The sequence below is a fragment of the Avibacterium volantium genome (assembly GCF_049366555.1).
Taxonomy (GTDB): Bacteria; Pseudomonadota; Gammaproteobacteria; order Enterobacterales; family Pasteurellaceae; genus Avibacterium; species Avibacterium volantium_A.
On the sequence record NZ_JBMMGT010000018.1, the window covers coordinates 1 to 18,153 of the forward strand.

17 protein-coding genes and 1 tRNA gene are annotated in these 18,153 nt (G+C 41.1%); 5 read left to right on the forward strand and 13 right to left on the reverse strand.

All coding sequences use genetic code 11. The features are described from left to right. Positions 1–113: 113 nt before the first annotated feature. Positions 114–1,301, reverse strand: coding sequence for a tyrosine-type recombinase/integrase (locus ACLS0A_RS07035; RefSeq protein WP_416082896.1), 1,188 nt, complete (start codon positions 1,299–1,301; stop codon positions 114–116). Between the two features lie 227 nt (positions 1,302–1,528). Beyond that, a tRNA-Ser gene (locus ACLS0A_RS07040) sits at positions 1,529–1,618 on the reverse strand. Between the two features lie 234 nt (positions 1,619–1,852). Here ACLS0A_RS07040 and mfd point away from each other — a divergent pair. The 4 genes from mfd (at position 1,853) to ACLS0A_RS07060 (ending at position 7,693) form a co-directional block, all read left to right on the forward strand. Then, entirely contained in the window at positions 1,853–5,287 is a 3,435-nt protein-coding gene (gene mfd, locus ACLS0A_RS07045) for a transcription-repair coupling factor (protein ID WP_416082899.1), read from the forward strand. 86 nt (positions 5,288–5,373) lie between these two features. Beyond that, positions 5,374–5,958, forward strand: coding sequence for a D-sedoheptulose 7-phosphate isomerase (lpcA, locus tag ACLS0A_RS07050; RefSeq protein ID WP_126373476.1), 585 nt, complete (start codon positions 5,374–5,376; stop codon positions 5,956–5,958). 112 nt (positions 5,959–6,070) lie between these two features. Continuing rightward, a complete protein-coding gene (gene mltF, locus ACLS0A_RS07055) occupies positions 6,071–7,483 on the forward strand; it encodes a membrane-bound lytic murein transglycosylase MltF (RefSeq protein ID WP_416082895.1) in 1,413 nt (470 codons plus the stop codon). A gap of 51 nt (positions 7,484–7,534) precedes the next feature. After that, positions 7,535–7,693, forward strand: a complete 159-nt coding sequence (locus ACLS0A_RS07060; protein WP_164550739.1) for a hypothetical protein — start codon at positions 7,535–7,537, stop codon at positions 7,691–7,693. A gap of 66 nt (positions 7,694–7,759) precedes the next feature. On the opposite strand, the gene mutT is transcribed toward ACLS0A_RS07060, so the two are convergent. The 3 genes from mutT to secM form a co-directional block, all read right to left on the reverse strand. Then, a complete protein-coding gene (gene mutT / locus ACLS0A_RS07065) occupies positions 7,760–8,155 on the reverse strand; it encodes an 8-oxo-dGTP diphosphatase MutT (RefSeq protein ID WP_416082894.1) in 396 nt (131 codons plus the stop codon). A gap of 121 nt (positions 8,156–8,276) precedes the next feature. Then, complete coding sequence (secA, locus tag ACLS0A_RS07070) at positions 8,277–10,994, reverse strand: preprotein translocase subunit SecA (protein ID WP_416082893.1); 2,718 nt, start codon at positions 10,992–10,994, stop codon at positions 8,277–8,279. Between the two features lie 84 nt (positions 10,995–11,078). Beyond that, positions 11,079–11,390 (reverse strand): secA translation cis-regulator SecM, encoded by a 312-nt coding sequence (gene secM / locus ACLS0A_RS07075; RefSeq protein ID WP_416082892.1) that lies wholly within the window; start codon positions 11,388–11,390, stop codon positions 11,079–11,081. A 106-nt stretch (positions 11,391–11,496) separates the two neighbouring features. On the opposite strand from secM, the gene ACLS0A_RS07080 reads away from it, so the two are divergent. Beyond that, the gene (locus ACLS0A_RS07080) at positions 11,497–11,811 is read left to right on the forward strand and encodes a DciA family protein (protein ID WP_126373467.1); all 315 of its coding nucleotides are present in this window, start codon (positions 11,497–11,499) and stop codon (positions 11,809–11,811) included. Here the strand turns inward: ACLS0A_RS07080 and ACLS0A_RS07085 are convergent. From ACLS0A_RS07085 to ACLS0A_RS07120, 8 genes are all read right to left on the reverse strand, one after another. Next, positions 11,799–12,665: a Dam family site-specific DNA-(adenine-N6)-methyltransferase gene (locus ACLS0A_RS07085; RefSeq protein WP_416082891.1), complete on the reverse strand. Its 867-nt coding sequence runs from the start codon at positions 12,663–12,665 to the stop codon at positions 11,799–11,801. The genes ACLS0A_RS07080 and ACLS0A_RS07085 overlap by 13 nt on opposite strands. A 5-nt stretch (positions 12,666–12,670) precedes the next feature. After that, positions 12,671–13,759, reverse strand: coding sequence for a 3-dehydroquinate synthase (gene aroB / locus ACLS0A_RS07090; RefSeq protein WP_416082898.1), 1,089 nt, complete (start codon positions 13,757–13,759; stop codon positions 12,671–12,673). Positions 13,760–13,779: 20 nt separating this feature from the next. Further along, positions 13,780–14,328 carry a shikimate kinase AroK gene (aroK, locus tag ACLS0A_RS07095; protein WP_416082897.1) on the reverse strand — a complete coding sequence of 183 codons (549 nt, stop codon included), beginning with the start codon at positions 14,326–14,328 and terminating at the stop codon, positions 13,780–13,782. Between the two features lie 135 nt (positions 14,329–14,463). Continuing rightward, positions 14,464–15,867: a type IV pilus secretin PilQ gene (locus ACLS0A_RS07100; protein ID WP_416082890.1), complete on the reverse strand. Its 1,404-nt coding sequence runs from the start codon at positions 15,865–15,867 to the stop codon at positions 14,464–14,466. 9 nt (positions 15,868–15,876) lie between these two features. Then, positions 15,877–16,236 carry a pilus assembly protein PilP gene (locus tag ACLS0A_RS07105; RefSeq protein ID WP_416082889.1) on the reverse strand — a complete coding sequence of 120 codons (360 nt, stop codon included), beginning with the start codon at positions 16,234–16,236 and terminating at the stop codon, positions 15,877–15,879. Next, entirely contained in the window at positions 16,233–16,772 is a 540-nt protein-coding gene (locus ACLS0A_RS07110; protein WP_416082888.1) for a hypothetical protein, read from the reverse strand. The genes ACLS0A_RS07105 and ACLS0A_RS07110 overlap by 4 nt, the downstream gene beginning before the upstream one ends. Then, positions 16,753–17,277 (reverse strand): hypothetical protein, encoded by a 525-nt coding sequence (locus ACLS0A_RS07115; protein WP_416082887.1) that lies wholly within the window; start codon positions 17,275–17,277, stop codon positions 16,753–16,755. Before ACLS0A_RS07115 ends, ACLS0A_RS07110 begins: the two co-directional genes overlap by 20 nt. After that, complete coding sequence (locus tag ACLS0A_RS07120) at positions 17,267–18,070, reverse strand: competence protein ComA (RefSeq protein ID WP_416082886.1); 804 nt, start codon at positions 18,068–18,070, stop codon at positions 17,267–17,269. Before ACLS0A_RS07120 ends, ACLS0A_RS07115 begins: the two co-directional genes overlap by 11 nt. Between the last annotated feature and the right edge of the window lie 83 nt (positions 18,071–18,153).

Genomic DNA, 18,153 nt, shown 5'->3' on the forward strand with positions numbered 1-18,153 from the left:
AGAAGTTATATAAAACAGAAGAGCCTTATTCTTCCTATGACGATGAAGAATGCGAAGATGAAGAGGAATGTGAAGATGAATAAAAAAGCGGCATTGCGCCGCTTATTTCTTGCTTAACGATTTTTCTTGCATTGCTCTACATAATCGCCCCATATTTGCATAACGGGGATCCGTCTTTCGTAGAAGTTACTGCGCAAATAGACTTTTGCAGTTGTTGATTTCTCATTATGCGCCAAGCAAGCGTTAATCACTTCGTGAGCTTCTGCCCCAATATCCTCCAAATACGTTGCAGCCAGTGAGCGCATACCGTGCGGGGTCATAATATTCTTATAGCCAATACGCTTAAATGCTTGGTTTGCCGTATTTGGTGAAATGTGGCTCATATCATCAGAACGATGCGAAAAAACATATCTTTTATGCCCATTAAGTTGCTGTAATAGCCGCAATATCTCAATGGCTTGCGAGCTTAATGGCACATAATGCGGCTTATCCATTTTCATTTTTTCCGCAGAAATTACCCAGCGTTTATTCTCAAAATCAATATCAGCCCATTCAGCACTTGCCGCTTCGTTAGCCCTTACCATAGTTAAAAGCTCAAATTCGATAAGTAAGCGTGTTTGTAGCGCTAAATTTGATTCAAATAAGCGCTTAAAGAATAGCGGTAATTCGTGCGATTTAATGCAAGGATTAGGCTTTGATTTTGGTCTAGGGAAAGACTGCTTGATTAAAGCGAGATGATTACTAGATAAAATCCCCATTTCAACGGCGTGATTGCCTAATTCTCTTAAATCCCGTGCAACTTTTTCAGCCATAAACGGGGCTTTATCGGCAATAGGTTTGATCAACTCTCTTGCATTAAAAAGAGTAATGGCTGAAATAGGATATTCGCCCAAAATTGGAAATAAATGATTTTTAAAACGTGCTAAGCGATCTTTCAAATGCGCTTCGCTTAATCGAATGCCCTTTGTCTTATGCCAATCTTCCGCAATCTCTATCAACGTGATTTTTTGCAACTGTAATTGCTTTTCTTCTGCTTGAATTTGCGCTAAAGGATCAATGCCTTGGGTAATTGAAAGATTATAGGAAATCGCCATATTTAACGCTTCTTCAAGGGAAATAATATCAGCCCGCCCAAGGTTCTTTTTTCTAATCGCCTTGGTATCGGGTAAGCGGTAAATATAACGATAAGACTTGCTACCCTTAGGGGTCATCACTAAAAAGAGTTTATGCCCTAGTGAATAGCGTTCTTCTTTGCCAGTGGCTTTCAGTTTATTGATAAAAGTTTGGTTAATTTTTGTCATAGTGTTAGCTCTTGATTTAATTGAAAAATTTCAAGAAATGATCCCTAAAATCTAAAAAATCCATTTTTGTAAGTGAGAGCTAACAAAAAAGGGATCATTTGGGATCATTTCGCCAAGAACAAAAACACGCAAAAAGAACAGAAAAAACAGAACGAACTATAAAAAGCCTTGTTTTTTAATAAGTTAGTGAACAATACGAACAAAAAGAACTGAAAAAATATCAGCGATGGCGGTGAGAGGGGGATTCGAACCCCCGATGCACTTTCGCACATACACGCTTTCCAGGCGTGCTCCTTCAACCACTCGGACATCTCACCATCAGGAAGTAGTGGCTGAATATAAAGATTTCATCGGCTTTCGTCAAGCGTTTTTCCGCGCTTGGTGCTTAACTGGTTAAAATAGGGGCAGTCAAAGTGAGCGCTGGATTGTTTGTGTTTTAATACTGTGTAAAAAAACAGTGTTTTTCTTTGCAAGTTTGGGGATTTCCGCTAAACTAAGCACAATTTTAATCCGTAAAAATAGATGAAAAAAGCACCGCACTTAGCCTTATGATGTATTTTGATTTGAATATCCCAACGCAAGCCAATGATCACAAAATTTTAGCCAATGTTATTGCAGGCAGCGATACCTTAGCCCTTGCAGAAATTGCCCAAAGCCACCAAGGGCTTACTGTAGTTGTAACGCCAGATACGCGAAGTGCGGTGCGTTTATCTAAGGTTTTGGCAGAATTCGTTGCACAGCCTGTTACCTTTTTCCCCGATTGGGAAACCTTGCCTTATGACAGCTTTTCACCGCATCAAGACATTATTTCTTCACGGCTCAGTGCGTTATTCCATTTGCAAAATGCAAAAAACGGCATTTTCATTTTGCCGATCAGCACCTTAATGCAAAAAATTTGTCCGCCTGAGTATTTGCAGCACAATGTTTTGTTGATTAAAAAAGGCGATCGCATTGTGATTAACGATTTCCGTTTGAAGTTAGAAAATGCGGGTTATCGTGCAGTGGAACAGGTGCTGGAACACGGCGAATATGCGCTGCGTGGGGCGTTGCTCGATCTGTTTCCAATGGGAAGTGAGGTGCCTTTTCGTTTAGATTTTTTTGATGATGAGATTGATAGCATTCGCACGTTTGATGTGGATACGCAGCGTACGTTAGAAGAGATTCCTTCAATTCGTTTATTGCCTGCGCAAGAGTTCCCTACCGATAGCAAAGGCATTGAATTTTTCCGTGCGAAATTTCGTGAAACCTTTGGCGAAATTCGCCGTGATCCTGAACATATTTATCAACAAGTGAGCAAAGGCACGCTGGCAGCAGGGATTGAGTATTGGCAACCGCTGTTTTTTGAACAAATGGCCACCTTATTTGATTATTTACCTGAACAAACGCTATTTGTGGATTTTGAGAGCAATCCGCAACAAGGTGAGCGTTTTTATCAAGATTGTGAACAGCGTTATGAAAGCCGCCGTGTTGATCCAATGCGTCCTTTATTACCGCCAGATCAGCTTTGGTTGCCCATTGATCAAATTAATCATCAGCTCAAACATTTTCCTAAAATCACCTTGAAAGCGGAAAAAGTGGCGCGTGCTTCTGTGCGTCAGCAAAACTTGCCTGTGCAAGCCTTGCCAGACTTAAGCCTAAAATTACAACAAAAAGAACCGCTCTTACCTTTGCAACAATTTATGGCGCAGTTTAATGGCGATATTGTCTTTTGTGTGGAAACAGAAGGGCGGCGAGAAACTTTGCTGGATTTGCTCAGTCCATTGAAATTAAGACCAAAACAAATTGCGCATCTTTCCGATTTGCAAGAAAAGCAAAGTTTGCTGATTTGTAGCCAAGATCGTGGTTTTATTGTGGATAAAGGCAAGGCTTCCTTTGCGTTGATTACGGAAACGGAATTGCTCGGCGAACGAGTGCAACAGCGCAGCCGAGATCGACAAAAATCGGTTAATCCTGATACCTTAATTCGTCATTTAGCGGAGCTTAAAATTGGTCAGCCAGTGGTGCATTTAGATCACGGGGTAGGGCGTTATGCTGGCTTGGTGACACTAGAAAATGCAGGGATAAAATCGGAATTTTTGCTACTGCAATATGCTAATGATTCCAAACTTTATGTGCCGGTAACCTCACTGCATTTGATTAGCCGTTATGTGGGTGGCTCGGAAGAAACCGCTCCCTTGCATAAACTAGGTAGCGATGCGTGGGCGAAAAGTCGGCAAAAAGCGGCAGAAAAAATTCGCGATGTGGCAGCGGAATTGCTTGATGTGTATGCCTTGCGAGAGTCGCAAAAAGGTTTTGCTTTTCATTATGATCGCGATGAATTTATGCAGTTTTCTGCCACTTTCCCTTTTGAGGAAACCCTGGATCAAATGACCGCGATTAACGCTGTGATTTCCGATATGTGTCAGCCGAAAGCGATGGATCGTTTAGTTTGTGGTGATGTGGGGTTTGGTAAAACAGAAGTGGCAATGCGTGCCGCATTTTTGGCGGTGATGAACCATAAACAGGTGGCGGTGCTTGTGCCGACCACGCTTCTTGCTCAGCAACATTACGAGAACTTTAAAGATCGCTTTGCCAACTTGCCAGTGAATGTGGAAGTGCTTTCGCGCTTTAAAACGGCTAAAGAGCAAAAAGTCCTGCTTGCTGAGTTAGCGGAAGGCAAGATTGATATTCTCATCGGCACGCACAAACTCATTCAGCCAGAAGTGAAATTTAAGGATCTCGGCCTGCTGATTATTGATGAAGAGCATCGTTTCGGTGTGCGTCAAAAAGAAAAAATCAAGCAACTGCGCGCCAATGTGGATATTCTCACTCTGACGGCAACGCCAATTCCACGCACCTTAAATATGGCGATGAATGGCATTCGTGATCTTTCTATTATCTCTACGCCACCTGCGCGCCGTTTAACCATTAAAACCTTTGTGCGACAGGCTGATGATTTAATTATTCGTGAAGCAATTTTGCGTGAAATTCTGCGTGGCGGACAAGTTTATTATTTGCATAATGATGTGGCGAGCATTGAAAATTGTGCGGAAAATCTTGCCGCACTTGTGCCTGAAGCGCGTATTGTGATTGGCCACGGGCAAATGCGAGAGCGTGAGCTAGAACGTGTGATGTCTGATTTTTATCATCAGCGCTATAACGTGCTAGTTTGTTCTACCATTATTGAAACAGGGATTGATGTTCCAACGGCGAATACCATCATCATTGAACGAGCGGATCGCTTTGGTTTAGCACAATTACACCAACTGCGTGGGCGAGTGGGGCGTTCGCATCATCAAGCCTATGCCTATTTGCTCACGCCACCGCCAAAAGCAATGACAAAAGATGCCTTGAAACGCCTTGAAGCCTTGGAAAGTCTGGATAATCTTGGGGCAGGTTTTATGTTGGCAACGCAAGATTTAGAAATTCGTGGTGCAGGGGAATTACTTGGCGATGAGCAAAGTGGACAAATTGAAAGTATTGGTTTTTCGTTATATATGGATCTGCTAGAAAGTGCGGTGAATGCACTGAAAGACGGACGTGAACCTTCTCTTGATGAACTCACCCAACGTCAAGTTGAAATTGATTTGCGTATTCCAGCCTTACTGCCAGATGACTACCTAGGCGATGTGAATATGCGTCTTGGTTTTTATAAACGCATTGCAGGGGCAGAAAATACACAAGAGCTTGATGAATTAAAAGTGGAGCTTATCGACCGCTTCGGGCTATTGCCGCAGCCAGCCAAAAATTTACTACAAATTGCCCAACTGCGTTTGCAAGCCAAGCCATTGCAGATCATTCGTATTGAAGCGACAGCACAAGGTGGCTTTATTGAGTTTTCCCCTCAAGCGAGCCTTGATCCAACAAAATTCTTGCAGCTTATTCAGCAATCCCCTGCGGTGTATCGCTTTGACGGCCCAACGAAATTTAGATTTCAGCGTGATTTAACCGATAACAAAGTGCGGTTGGATTTTGTTACAGAATTGCTTCAAGCGTTACAACCCTAGGCACGGAAATATAATGAATTAATGGCAAAATCGTGATAGATTAACGCCATTTTAACTTTAATGCATTATCTCAAAAGGAGAACAAAATGTACTTAGATCAAATTAAAGCCGAGCTGAACGAAGCGCAGGACGTGCTTAATAAATTCGTCAATGATGAAAAAAATACCGAATTAATTCAACAAGCTGCGTTGTTAATTGCCGATAGCTTTAAACAAGGCGGAAAAGTGCTTTCGTGCGGTAATGGCGGATCCCATTGTGATGCTATGCACTTTGCCGAAGAACTAACAGGGCGCTATCGCGAAAATCGCCCCGGCTACCCAGCCATTGCTATTTCTGATGTCAGCCATTTAAGCTGCGTGAGTAATGATTTTGGCTATGATTATGTGTTCTCTCGCTATATTGAAGCAGTAGGGCAAAAAGGCGACGTGCTGTTTGGCTTATCCACTTCAGGCAATTCCAAAAATATTTTAAATGCTATCAAGGCCGCGAAAGACAAAGGAATGAAAGTCATCGCAATGACGGGTAAAGATGGTGGACAAATGGCAGGGCTTGCTGATGTAGAAATTCGCGTGCCACATTTCCGTTATGCCGATCGCATTCAAGAAATTCACATCAAAGTGATCCATATTTTAATGATGTTGATCGAATTTGAAATGGCGAAAGTGGCATAATTTATTTTTCATTTAATTTGATAAGTGCGGTACAAAATTTAATGATTTTTTACCGCACTTTTAAATTTAACCAAACACATAAAATGTGTTGTGATGATAGAGTAGAGCGAGATTGAAAGGTTTATTTTTACGCATAGTGAGTGCCGTTGCCTTATTATTATGGGCCATTGATATGGTGTTCCCGTGGCAGCGCATAATGCAATCGGAAGATAACCCTTATGCAATGGTGCAAACCAAAGGCAAACTGATTGTTGGCACACTGAATAATCCTATTTCTTATTTCATTGGTTCGGAAGGTGCAACGGGGTTTGAATATGAACTGACGAAAGCCTTTGCCGATTATTTGAATGTAGAATTGGATATTCGCCCAATGGATAGCGTTCACGCGCTGTTTTCTGCGTTATCCGCTCATCAAATTGATTTAGCCGCAGCGAATTTGCTTTATCAGCCTGAAAAATTAGAACAGTTTCAGCTTGGACCGGCGTATTCTTCTGCCTCATGGCAACTGGTTTACCGTAAAGGAGAAAATCGCCCGAATTCGCTAGCAAGATTAAATGGTCGCTTAGTGGTGGCGAAAGGCTCGGAGCTTAATGTATTGCTTAACCGTTTTAAAGAGCAATATCCTGATTTGCAATGGACGACAGTAGATCAAAGCCAAGAAGAATTATTGCTGCAAGTTGCGGAAAGTAAAATTGATTACACTATTGCTAACTCAATAGATATTTCCATTACCCAACAAATTAAGCCACAGCTTGCAGTTGCCTTTGATGTTACTGATGAAGCAACCATTCATTGGTATCTGGCAAACAACTCTTATAACGAACTGCAAGCCGCTCTGCTTGATTTTATGAATAATGCCATTGAAACAGGGCTTATTGCACGCATTGAAGAAAAATATTTTAATCATCTTGCACAGTTTGATTATGTGGACACCCGCTCTTATTTAAACGCGATAGAAACAATTTTACCGAAATATGCCGATCTTTTTGATAAGTATAAAGGGGATTTAGATTGGCGCTTGTTAGCTGCTATTGCTTATCAAGAATCACATTGGAACCCAGAAGCTACTTCGCCAACAGGGGTGCGCGGAATGATGATGCTTACTAAGGTGACAGCGGAGCGAATGAAAATCAACAATCGCTTAGATGCGGAGCAAAGCATTAAAGCGGGGGCGGAATATTTGCATTTATTGCTTGCACAAATGCCAAATACCATTCGCCAAGAAGATCGCATTTGGTTTGCCTTATGTGCTTATAATATGGGACTAGGGCATTTACTTGATGTGCGCCGTTTAACGAAAAGCCTTGGCGGTGATCCTGATAACTGGCTTGATGTGAAGAAAAATCTTCCTTTACTGGCAGAAAAACGTTACTACACAAATTTAAAATATGGCTATGCGCGAGGTTATGAAGCGTTCCAATATGTGGAAAATATTCGCCGATATATGAACAGCATTGTGAATTATCACCGCGTACAGCAAAACCAAGAAGAACAAAACCAACTTTTACCACAACGCAGCAAATAATTTAGGGTGCTTCCCTTAGGCTGTGAATTTTGATAGAAAATAGAGGATATTATGGCAGTAAAAAGAAAAACATTTTTGAAGAAAAACAACACTAAACTCTTCCGTTTATCGCAAGTGCGAGCATTAAGATTAAAACGTTTGAAACAGCGAAAATTCCGCTTACACGAACGCCATTCATTGCAATTTGTGGTTCAGGATATTTGTTGTTAATGAGTGAAATGAAAAAAGCATTATGTTTTCCACATAATGCTTTTTTTGTTATCGATAAATTATGCATTATTCAGCCAATAAGCGTTGAATAAGTTTGCTGTTAGCGGGTGGAAATTGGCTGGCATCAAGTTCAGATTGCGCGATCCACATTCCCTCTTGCCCTTCTCGTCCAAAAGGTTCACCCACCCATTGTTCCACAAGGTAAAAAGAAAATTGAATGATCTTGCTTGGATATTCAAAGGTAAAACGCTCAAATAAACCGGCGTTAAGAATATGAATGCCAATTTCTTCTTCTAGCTCTCTGGCAAGGGCTTGTTCGGGTGTTTCACCTTTATCAACTTTTCCACCAGGGAATTCTAGGGCTTGGGCAAAATCTTGCCCCTCAAGACGTTGAGTGAGATAAATCTGCCCAAATTCATTACGAATAATACCTGCTGCTACTTGAATAATGGGTTTCGCCATTTTTTCTCCTTAGGATCTGTTGATCATTCATTTTGCATTTGAGCTATGAATGATCAACAAACTCTCTATAAAGTGCGGTAAAAAAATCAAAAATTTTTCACCGCACTTTATGCTTTATGGATTAACTATATTTCGCCGCGCGATTGCCGTGGCAATGTTTGTATTTCTTGCCTGAACCGCAAGGGCAAGGTTCATTACGCCCAATCTTACGATCTGATGGTGGCAATGGTGCTTGTTCTCCTTGAGCTTGCTGATCATCAGCAGTGTTATATTGCATTTGTGCCTGATCACGCGCTGCCATTTCTTGCTGCAATTTCTCCACTTGCTCAATTTCTTCTTGAGTACGAATTTGTACACGGCTTAAGGTGGTAATCACACTCAATTTCAAGGAATCAAGCATATCCGTGAACATTTGGAAAGATTCTTTTTTATATTCTTGTTTTGGATCTTTTTGTGCATAGCCACGCAGGTGAATACCACGGCGTAGGTGATCCATTGCGGATAAATGTTCTTTCCAAAGTTCATCAAGGGTTTGCAGCATTACGCCTTTTTCAAAATGACGCATTGACTCTGAGCCAACCAATTCTTCTTTACGTTTATATTCCGCAACGGCCGCGTCAATAATACGCTCGCGCAAGGTTTCTTCGTGCAAGGCATTATTTTCTTCCAACCATTGGCTGATTGGTAAGTCTAAAGCGAAATCTTGTCTTAAACGCTGTTCTAGCCCCGGAATATCCCACATTTCTTCTAAGGAATTTGGTGGAATATATTGATCAATCACGCTGTTGAAGACATCTTGACGGATCACTTCAATGGTGTCAGCGATGTTTTCGTTATCCAACAGCTCATTACGTTGTTGATAAATCGCGTGGCGTTGATCGTTGGCAACGTCATCAAATTCTAATAGATTTTTACGACCGTCAAAGTTATGCGCTTCAACTTTTGCTTGCGCAGAAGCGATTACTTTCGTGAGCAATTTCGATTCCATTGCCTCGCCTGGTGTACTAAAGGCTTTGCGCATCATATTGAGCTTACCTTCGTTTAAGTAAATCCGCATTAACGCATCGTCTAAGGATAAGTAGAAACGTGATGAACCTGGGTCGCCTTGGCGGCCTGAACGTCCACGCAACTGGTTATCGATACGGCGTGATTCGTGGCGTTCCGTACCGATAATATGCAAGCCACCCGCTTGTTTTACAATATTGTGGCTTTCTTGCCATTTGGCTTTGATTTCTTCAATTTGCGCTTCTGTTGGGTTATCCAATTTCGCCACTTCGGCTTTCCAGTTACCACCAAGCACAATATCTGTACCACGTCCTGCCATATTGGTGGCAATGGTTACGGCCCCCGGATAACCTGCATTAGCAATAATTTCCGCTTCTTGCGCATGGAATTTTGCGTTTAATACGCTATGCTTAATGCCAGCTTTGGTTAAGGCATCAGATAACAATTCTGATTTTTCAATGGACGCCGTTCCCACCAGCACGGGTTGGTTGCGCGCAATGCAATCTTTAATTTCTTCAATAATCGCAGCAAATTTGTACTGTTCATTTTCAAACATTAAATCCGTGCGATCATCACGAATCATTGGACGATTAGTTGGGATCACAATGGTTTCCAGACCATAAATTTGTTGGAATTCAAAGGCTTCAGTGTCCGCTGTCCCTGTCATTCCGGCTAATTTCTCATAAAGACGAAAATAGTTTTGGTAAGTGATAGAAGCGACCGTTTGGTTTTCATTTTGAATTGGCACACCTTCTTTTGCTTCAATAGCTTGGTGCAAGCCCTCTGACCAACGGCGGCCTGCCATTGTGCGCCCTGTATGCTCATCAACAATGATAATTTCGCCATCTTTTACGATGTAATCCACATCACGTTCAAACAATGTATGAGCGCGCAATGCGGCATAAACATGGTGTAACAGCGTGACTTTAGCAGGGGAATACAGAGATTCGGTTTCTTGCATCAGGCCTTGATCGATCAACCATTGCTCGATTTTTTCTTGCCCACGTTCTGTGAGATACGCCTGTTTGCTTTTCAGATCTAAAGTGTAGTCGCCATCACCTTGGTATTCTTCGGTGTCTTCTTTATCTTGTTTGATTAAATGAGGAATCAATTTATCAATGGCAATATAAAGCTCAGAACTGTCTTCCGCAGGCCCTGAAATGATCAACGGCGTACGCGCTTCGTCAATCAAAATAGAATCCACTTCATCAACCAAGGCATAATAAAGTTCTTTTTGGAAGCGATCTTGTGCTGAATGAGCTAAATTATCACGCAAATAATCAAAGCCTAATTCACTGTTAGTGGCATAGGTAATATCCGCAGCATAGGCAGCACGTTTTTCTTCTGCTGGCAAGCCCGGCACGTTTACCCCAACGGTCATTCCTAAAAATTCAAATAATGGGCGGTTAGTTTCCGCATCGCGGCGCGCAAGATAATCATTCACCGTAACAACGTGAACGCCTTTTCCTGTTAAGGCATTAAGATAGCAAGGCAAGGTTGCGGTAAGGGTTTTCCCTTCCCCTGTGCGCATTTCTGCGATGCAACGATTATTCAGCACCATACCGCCAATGAGCTGCACATCAAAATGACGCATACCAAGTACACGTTTACTCGCTTCACGCACGGTGGCAAAGGCTTCTGGCAATAGGCTTTGTAAGCTTTCACCATTTTTTAAGCGTTCACGAAATTCTGCCGTTTTGCTTTGCAACTGTTCATCGCTTAAGGCTTCAAACTCCGGCTCCATTTTGTTAATTTTGATCACTTGTTTATTCAAACGGCGCAGAATGCGATCATTACGGCTACCAAAAATTTTTGTAAAAATAGTTCTAAACATAATTTTATTCTTTTATATCAATAGGTTAAATTCAATTTCAGCAGTTGCTGAAATCAGTTAAAAAGTATTTACTAGAAAGAAAGGTTAAGCCGTAGGGCCTGCACGGATCGGCGTGGCGGCACTGAGTATAGGAAAAACAAAGTGCGGTGCTTTTTTAGTGAGAATTTTCGGTGCAACAAAACTTTTTTTGCTTGGTTTTTGTTGCTGTTGAATAATTTGTTTGTGGGCAACTCGCTGATAACAAGCAAGCTGTTGCATTTGGCGCTGTTCGCGCGAATAATTTTCACAGGCAAGCCCAGCATTTTCCACCCCTTGCGCATTAGGCAAGGCAAAGATCGCAATCATACTAAGTAGTAACTGCGACCAAAAATGCTGTGTGCTTTTAGATGAAATCATTCGGTAACTTATTTTCAATTAAAAAATGGCTGTTATTGTAGCGGAAAATCACTACAATGTCTTATTCTGATGTGTAATATTAGGGCAAAAAAGCCGAAAACAAGCGATGCGATACAGTAAACCAACCAACGTACAAGATGTGCTAGAAAATTCCAGCCTAGGCAAAATTATGCAAAAAGGCATTTTGTTACAACAGCTGAACGAGCAAGTAGAACGCCTATTTCCTAATCAATTTAAAGGCTTTTATCGTGTTGCCAATTTTTCCGAAACAACGTTGGTGATTGAAGTGGCAAATGCGATGGTGCGCCAAAGTTTGTTATTCAAAGAAAAAGATCTCTTGGCAAAAGTGCAAGGCTTAAATCCGCAGATTCAACAACTTCAATTTAAAGTGAATCCCGCTTTAATCACTCAGCCACGTTGAGTTTTTTGCCCGTGAAATCTGGCGATCAGTTCGTTCACCTTAATGCGCTTGTGCGAAGCTTGACTGATTGAACGCTGTACTTTTAAGCGTTTGATTTTCGCTCCGTGGTAAATTTGACGGGTAAATTTGGTATCGTGATTAGAAATTAGCACGGGAATTTGTCGCTCTCTTGCGGTACGATGCGCCAATTCAGCCAAGGCTTGCTGATGATCTAACGAAAATTCATTGCCAGCATAGCTGGTGAAATTGCTTTCTTGTTTGATCGGTGCATACGGCGGATCGCAATAGATCACCGAATTTTCATCAGCGAATTTAAAGGCTTCGTGAAAATCTGCGCAAATAAACACCGCACTTTGTGCTTTATGGGCAAAATAGCGTAGCTCAATTTCGGGGAAATAGTGGGTTTTATAGCGCCCAAATGGCACGTTAAACTCATTTTTGCTGTTGTAACGACATAAGCCATTGAATCCAAAGCGATTGAGATACAAAAACAGTACGGAACGCTCAAAGTTATTAGTGGATTGGTTAAACTGGGCGCGCCGTGCGTAATAATAGTCTGGCGTATTCGCATCAGGGTGAAAAAAGACCGTTTTCACAGCTTCAATATACAAATTGACATCTTGTTTAACGGTGTTAAATAGATTGATCAAATCAGCATTAATATCCACCAAAATGTAGCGTTCAAATTGGCTATTCAAAAAAACAGCCCCAGCCCCCACGAAAGGCTCAATAAGGCATTGTTTTTTCTTAGGAAATAATTTATTGATTTGATCCGTAAGACGAAACTTTCCGCCCGCCCATTTTAGAAAAGGGCGGTATTTTTGTTGTGGGAAAATTGTCGCATCAGGATACATTGAGATCAGTCAGTTTGTGTGCAACGTGCAATGGCTGCAAGAACAAGATCTTTGTCGCTATCGCTTGCCACATAAGCTTGCCCAAGAGATTGTAGTAGCACAAGGCGTAACTTGCCTGCTAGCACTTTTTTATCACGCATCATATGCGGTAAATAATCTTCAGGTTGCATTATATCTGGTGAAAGGGTTGGTAAATTAGCACGCGCAAAGAGCTTTTCTAAACGCCCTACATCTTGCACTGATAAATCCCCTAACATTTCAGAAAGCGCAGCCGCCATCATTGAACCCGCAGCCACCGCTTCACCGTGTAGCCATTGCCCATAGCCTAAATGGGTTTCAATAGCGTGGCCAAAAGTATGGCCTAAGTTGAGCAATGCGCGATCGCCTTTTTCTGTTTCATCTCTTGCCACTACGTCTGCTTTAATTTGACAACAACGCGCGATACATTGCTGCAACGGCGCTTGTTCAAGGGCAACCAATTCATCAATGTGCTGTTCTAGCCATTCAAAGAAAGGATAATCTAAAATCGCGCCATATTTAATCACTTCCGCTAAACCGGCATTGACTTCGCGTTTTGGCAAGGTATTCAAGGTGAGCGTATCGACAATCACGGTGCAAGGCTGATAAAACGCCCCAATCATATTTTTACCTAAAGGGTGATTAACTGCGGTTTTCCCCCCCACAGAAGAATCCACTTGTGCAAGTAAGGTGGTTGGAATTTGGATAAAACGCACACCACGTTGATAACTGGCTGCGGCATAACCCACTACATCACCAATCACACCGCCACCTAGAGCAATTAAGGTGGTATCGCGGCCGTGATTTTTTTCTAACAAGGCGGTAAAAATTAGATTAAGCGACTCAAGATTTTTGTATTGTTCCCCATCAGGCAATAACGCGTGATCAACCTGACAGTCCAATTCCATCAAGGTTTTCGTTACCTGTGCAAGATAATGGTGTGCAATGGTTGGATTACTAACGATCATCACTTTATCACCCGATTTTAGGGGATAAATACTCGGATCAGAAAGCAAGCCTGCTCCGATATAAATAGGATAACGACGTTCTTTTAATTCAACATTTACGCACAACATCATTTTTTCCTTTTGGTTAATTAGCCGTTGATATTTTCAATTAAATCAACAATTTGATTTGCCATTACTTTGGCACTTTGATCATCAGTCGGTAAGGTAATATCCGCCACTTCTTGATAAAGCGGATTACGAATTTTTGATAGATCTTCTAACACTTGACGCGGATCTTCCACATCTTGCAATAATGGACGTTTCTTATCACGTTGAGTACGTTGGAATTGTTTTTCCACCGTGGTTTCTAAATAGATCACGATGCCACGTGCAGAAAGGTGATTACGGTTTTCTTTTGACATCACCGCACCGCCGCCTGTGGAAAGCACAATGCCCTGTTTTTGTGTTAATTCATTAATAATACGTTCTTCGCGTTTGCGGAAGCCTTCTTCACCTTCAACATCAAAAATCCAGCTAATGTCAGCGCCAGCACGTTGTTCAATTTCCGAATCAGTATCAATAAAATCCATTCCTAACATTTGCGCTAATTGACGACCAATAGTGCTTTTCCCTGCTCCCATTGGGCCTACTAAGAAAATATTACGTTTCTCTGCCATTTTTCGTTGTTCTTCTTTAATAAAATTTAAAATAATTGATCTTTCCGACAAATAAAAAGACAACCACAAAATCAAATATGGTTGCTAAAAGATCACCCAAAAAATAATAGGGATTATCTCAATAAATGCCCACCTTTTTCAACCGTCAAAGCAGATTTATTTACCAGATTTGTGCGAAATCTTGCTAGAAGATGACGAAGTGCGGTGATTTTTTGTCGGATTTTTCACCGCACTTTGTTTTTCGGCCTGTTGCCCTTTTTTGATCAAATGCGGTGTGACGAAAATCACCAATTCCCGTTTTTGATGACGCTCTACTTCTTTGCTAAACAAGCGTTTAATCACTGGAATATCACCCAGCACAGGCACTTTATCTAAGGCTTTGGTAATGGTATCGTGGAAGATGCCACCTAGCACAATGGTTTCTCCATTTTGTGCGAAAACTTGCGTGTTAATTTCTTGCTTATCAATGGCAATCACTTCATTTTCGCCATAAGCCACACGCCCACCAGGGGCATTTTGACTCACGACCAAATCCAACAAAATGCCGTTATTTTTGGATAAATGTGGCGTTACTTCTAGCCCTAGCACCGCCTCGCGAAACTCAATGCTCTGGCTGTCATTTTTATTATTATTCACCACATAAGGAATTTCCGTCCCTTGCTTGATGCTTGCGCTTTTCTTATTCGTGGTAAGCAAACTTGGGCTAGCGATAATTTCTACGCTATTTTCTCGCTCCAAGGCGGTTAATTCTAAATCAAGCAATCTTCCATTGATTTTGGCAATCTGCAACGCCACCGAGCCTGCGGGGGTATTGGTGGTGGCGAAATTGACGTTGAGATTATCGGTAATATTGACAAAACCGTTCGCATTCAGGCTACCCATTACTTTATGGCTTGCATCTGTTGGCGTAAAAATCCCCCAACGCACGCCAAGTTCTTTCAAACTTTCATCACTGATAGTTACAATGCGCGCTTCAATGGCGATTTGTTCAATGGGCTTATCCATTTCCGTAACCAAGCGTTTCATTTGGTTTAATACGGCTTTTTCATCTTTAATAATCAATAGGTTACTGCGATCATCAAAACTCATACTGCCATTTGCCGAAAGCAACGAACCACTGCCCGAAGTGAGCGTTTTCATCACTTCAGACGCTTTGGCATAGTGCAGCTTTATTGTCATTGTTGATAATGTGGGAACTGTTGGCTCAGGCAGTGTATCTACAAATTCAATGGGAAGGTTATTGGCTACTTCTGGCAAAGAATTTTGCGAGGCTTTACTGAGATAATAAATACCATTTTCCTGCCAGAATTGAAGCTGCTTTATTTTGGCAACCACTTGCAAAAATTGCGCGAGAGTAGTTTGTTGCAGTTGTAACGAAATTGAACCTTGCAATTCGTCATCGATTACTAAATTAACCTTCTGTTGTGCAGCGAGTTGTTGCACGGTCTGTACCAAAGGGGCTTGTTGCAAGCGAATTGAAAAGGTTTCGCTCGGTTTTTCGCTTGCGCTGGCAAATAATGAAAAACTCAGAAAAAACGCACCGCACTTTAATAATTGCATTTTTTTCTCCTAAAAGGTTAAATAAACAAATTGTGATTGCATACAGTCAAAAAGTGTAATTTGCTGTGGTGAAATTTCCTTAATCTGCAATCTTTCTTGTGCAACCACATCTTCCTTTTGAATAAGTATAACTTGTTGATTTTTATCAGTAAAAATTGCTTTGTTGTTTTCTGGAAACTGAATGATTCCAACTAACTTGAGCTGTTGAAAAGAAGCCTCTTCCGCCAAGATTTTTTTATGTGTAGGGCAATTTGTAGAACTTGGCTGAGCAACTATTGCCGCCTGTGCTGTGCGCTGTGTTTTATCAAAAGGATCTTGTGCAGAAACAAAGGGGCTGAGCAGTATGAGGAAAAGAAACGCTTTTTTCATTGTTTATCCTTGGGTAAAGAAAGTTTAAAACGAACTTCTGTGATTAGTGAGAGTTGTGAAAGCAGGTTTTCTCGTGTTTTGTAAATATGCAGTTGTAATACATTGAGTTGCGGAGTGCGCTTTAAAAGTGCGGTCAAAAATTGACGTAAATTATTGAAATTGCCGACTAATTGCATTGTTAAATAAGGCGCTTGGTAAAAATCCCATTGGCTATTTTTTACTTGTAGTTGAAAATCCTGTGGACGCAAAACTTGATTTATTTGGGCAATATCGCTTGTGAGTTCAGGCGTAAACGTATTTTGTGTATTTTGTTGTAGTGAGCTTAAAATTTGTTTTTGATGTGCCAAATTTTGTTCTAATTGCAGAATTTGGCGATCTGTTTGGTTATTTTGCTGTTGAATTTGCTGATATTCCATAATCCAAAAAGACAAGGGCAAAAAGATAAAAATCAGTAATAGAGCATATTGCCTAGTAGCTGAAAGCTGGGCGAGCTTGCCTAGTAAATTATGCGGATTATTAAAAATTTGCTTCATCATCTTGTTCATTTTTTAATTGAAATTCAAAAGTTAGCTGTGAACCTGTGGGCTGAAATTGCGTGAGTTGTGAATGGCTAAATAGCGCTAATTGCGTGATGCGTTGCTGTAATTGCTCAAATTCTTGTTGATCTTCTGTAAAACCATTGAGCAATAATTTTTCTTGCGTAAGCGCCACGTCATTTAATTCTCCTTGTTGCAAAGGAAGCGCAGCAAGCCAGTCTAAAAATTGAATAACCTCTTGCGATGGCAAACTTTTTTGTTCTTGCTGATAAACATAGTGTTGTCTTAAGGCACTAATCTGCTCAATAGTTTGGTTTAAATTTTGAGAAAGTGTTTCATATTGCGCATTTTTTTGTGGTGCGATGGCTTGTTCTGCTTGTAAAACGTTGAACATCGTAAGGTGGCAAGCCAGGCTTATGGCGAAACAAATTCCTGCTCGCATTAATAATTTTTTCATATTTTTATGATGTGCCGCCAATCGCCACGGTAGCAAATTAATCGCCATTTATTTCTCCTTTTTGCTGCCAAAAAGATTGTTGCCACAAAGCATTGCCTAAGGCGATAAAAGGCAAATCCGTTTCGACTTTCTGCCAGTAATCAGGCAAGGCTTTTGCTTGTAACTCATTGCAATAGTAATAAATTTGCTCAGGCTGCAAGGAATGACGCTGGCAGAACATTTCAGCAAGTGCGGTGAGATTTTTGTCTGTTTGTTGCATAAATTGAACCGCTGAAGCGTTGGGCTGAACGGCAAAAGTGTGTTGCTCATCTTGGTAAAGAAAAAGCGCTTGTTTTTCCGTGCCAATCCCTGTGAGATATTGAAATGCTCGGATTATCGCGTGGATACAGCAATCCAACACTTGAATAGGGAAAGGGGCGTAAGCGTTGAGATAATCCAAGGCAGTTTGTTTTTTTATGGCAAAAATACTTAGTTTGAAACCTTGTTTGAGTGGTTCTGATTGATAATCAAACCAGATTTCTTCAAGGGGAAGGGGTAATTCTTGCGATAATAAAAATCGACATTGTTGCTCACATTCTGCGGCAGTTAAAATTTGTGGCAATAACAGATTTTTGATCCAAGTGTATTGTGGTGATATTGCGGTGATAAATTTTATTGTTTTCAAGGAATTATTGCCTGATTGCGGCATAAGCTGCGTGGCAAGTTGTGGCAAGGAAATTGGTGAAGGTAGGGTACAGGCGTGTGGTTGATTTTTTTCATCAAACCAAACACATTCATAATTTTCACCTTGTTTCCACACACCAACTTGTTTTTGTGTGGTGAAATTGTTCGTTTTCTTCATTCTTCCTACTCAAATATTCATTTTAAATGCACTTTTAGCTTTGGATTTCCTTGACTAAACTTTATACTTACGTTTTAAGGAAG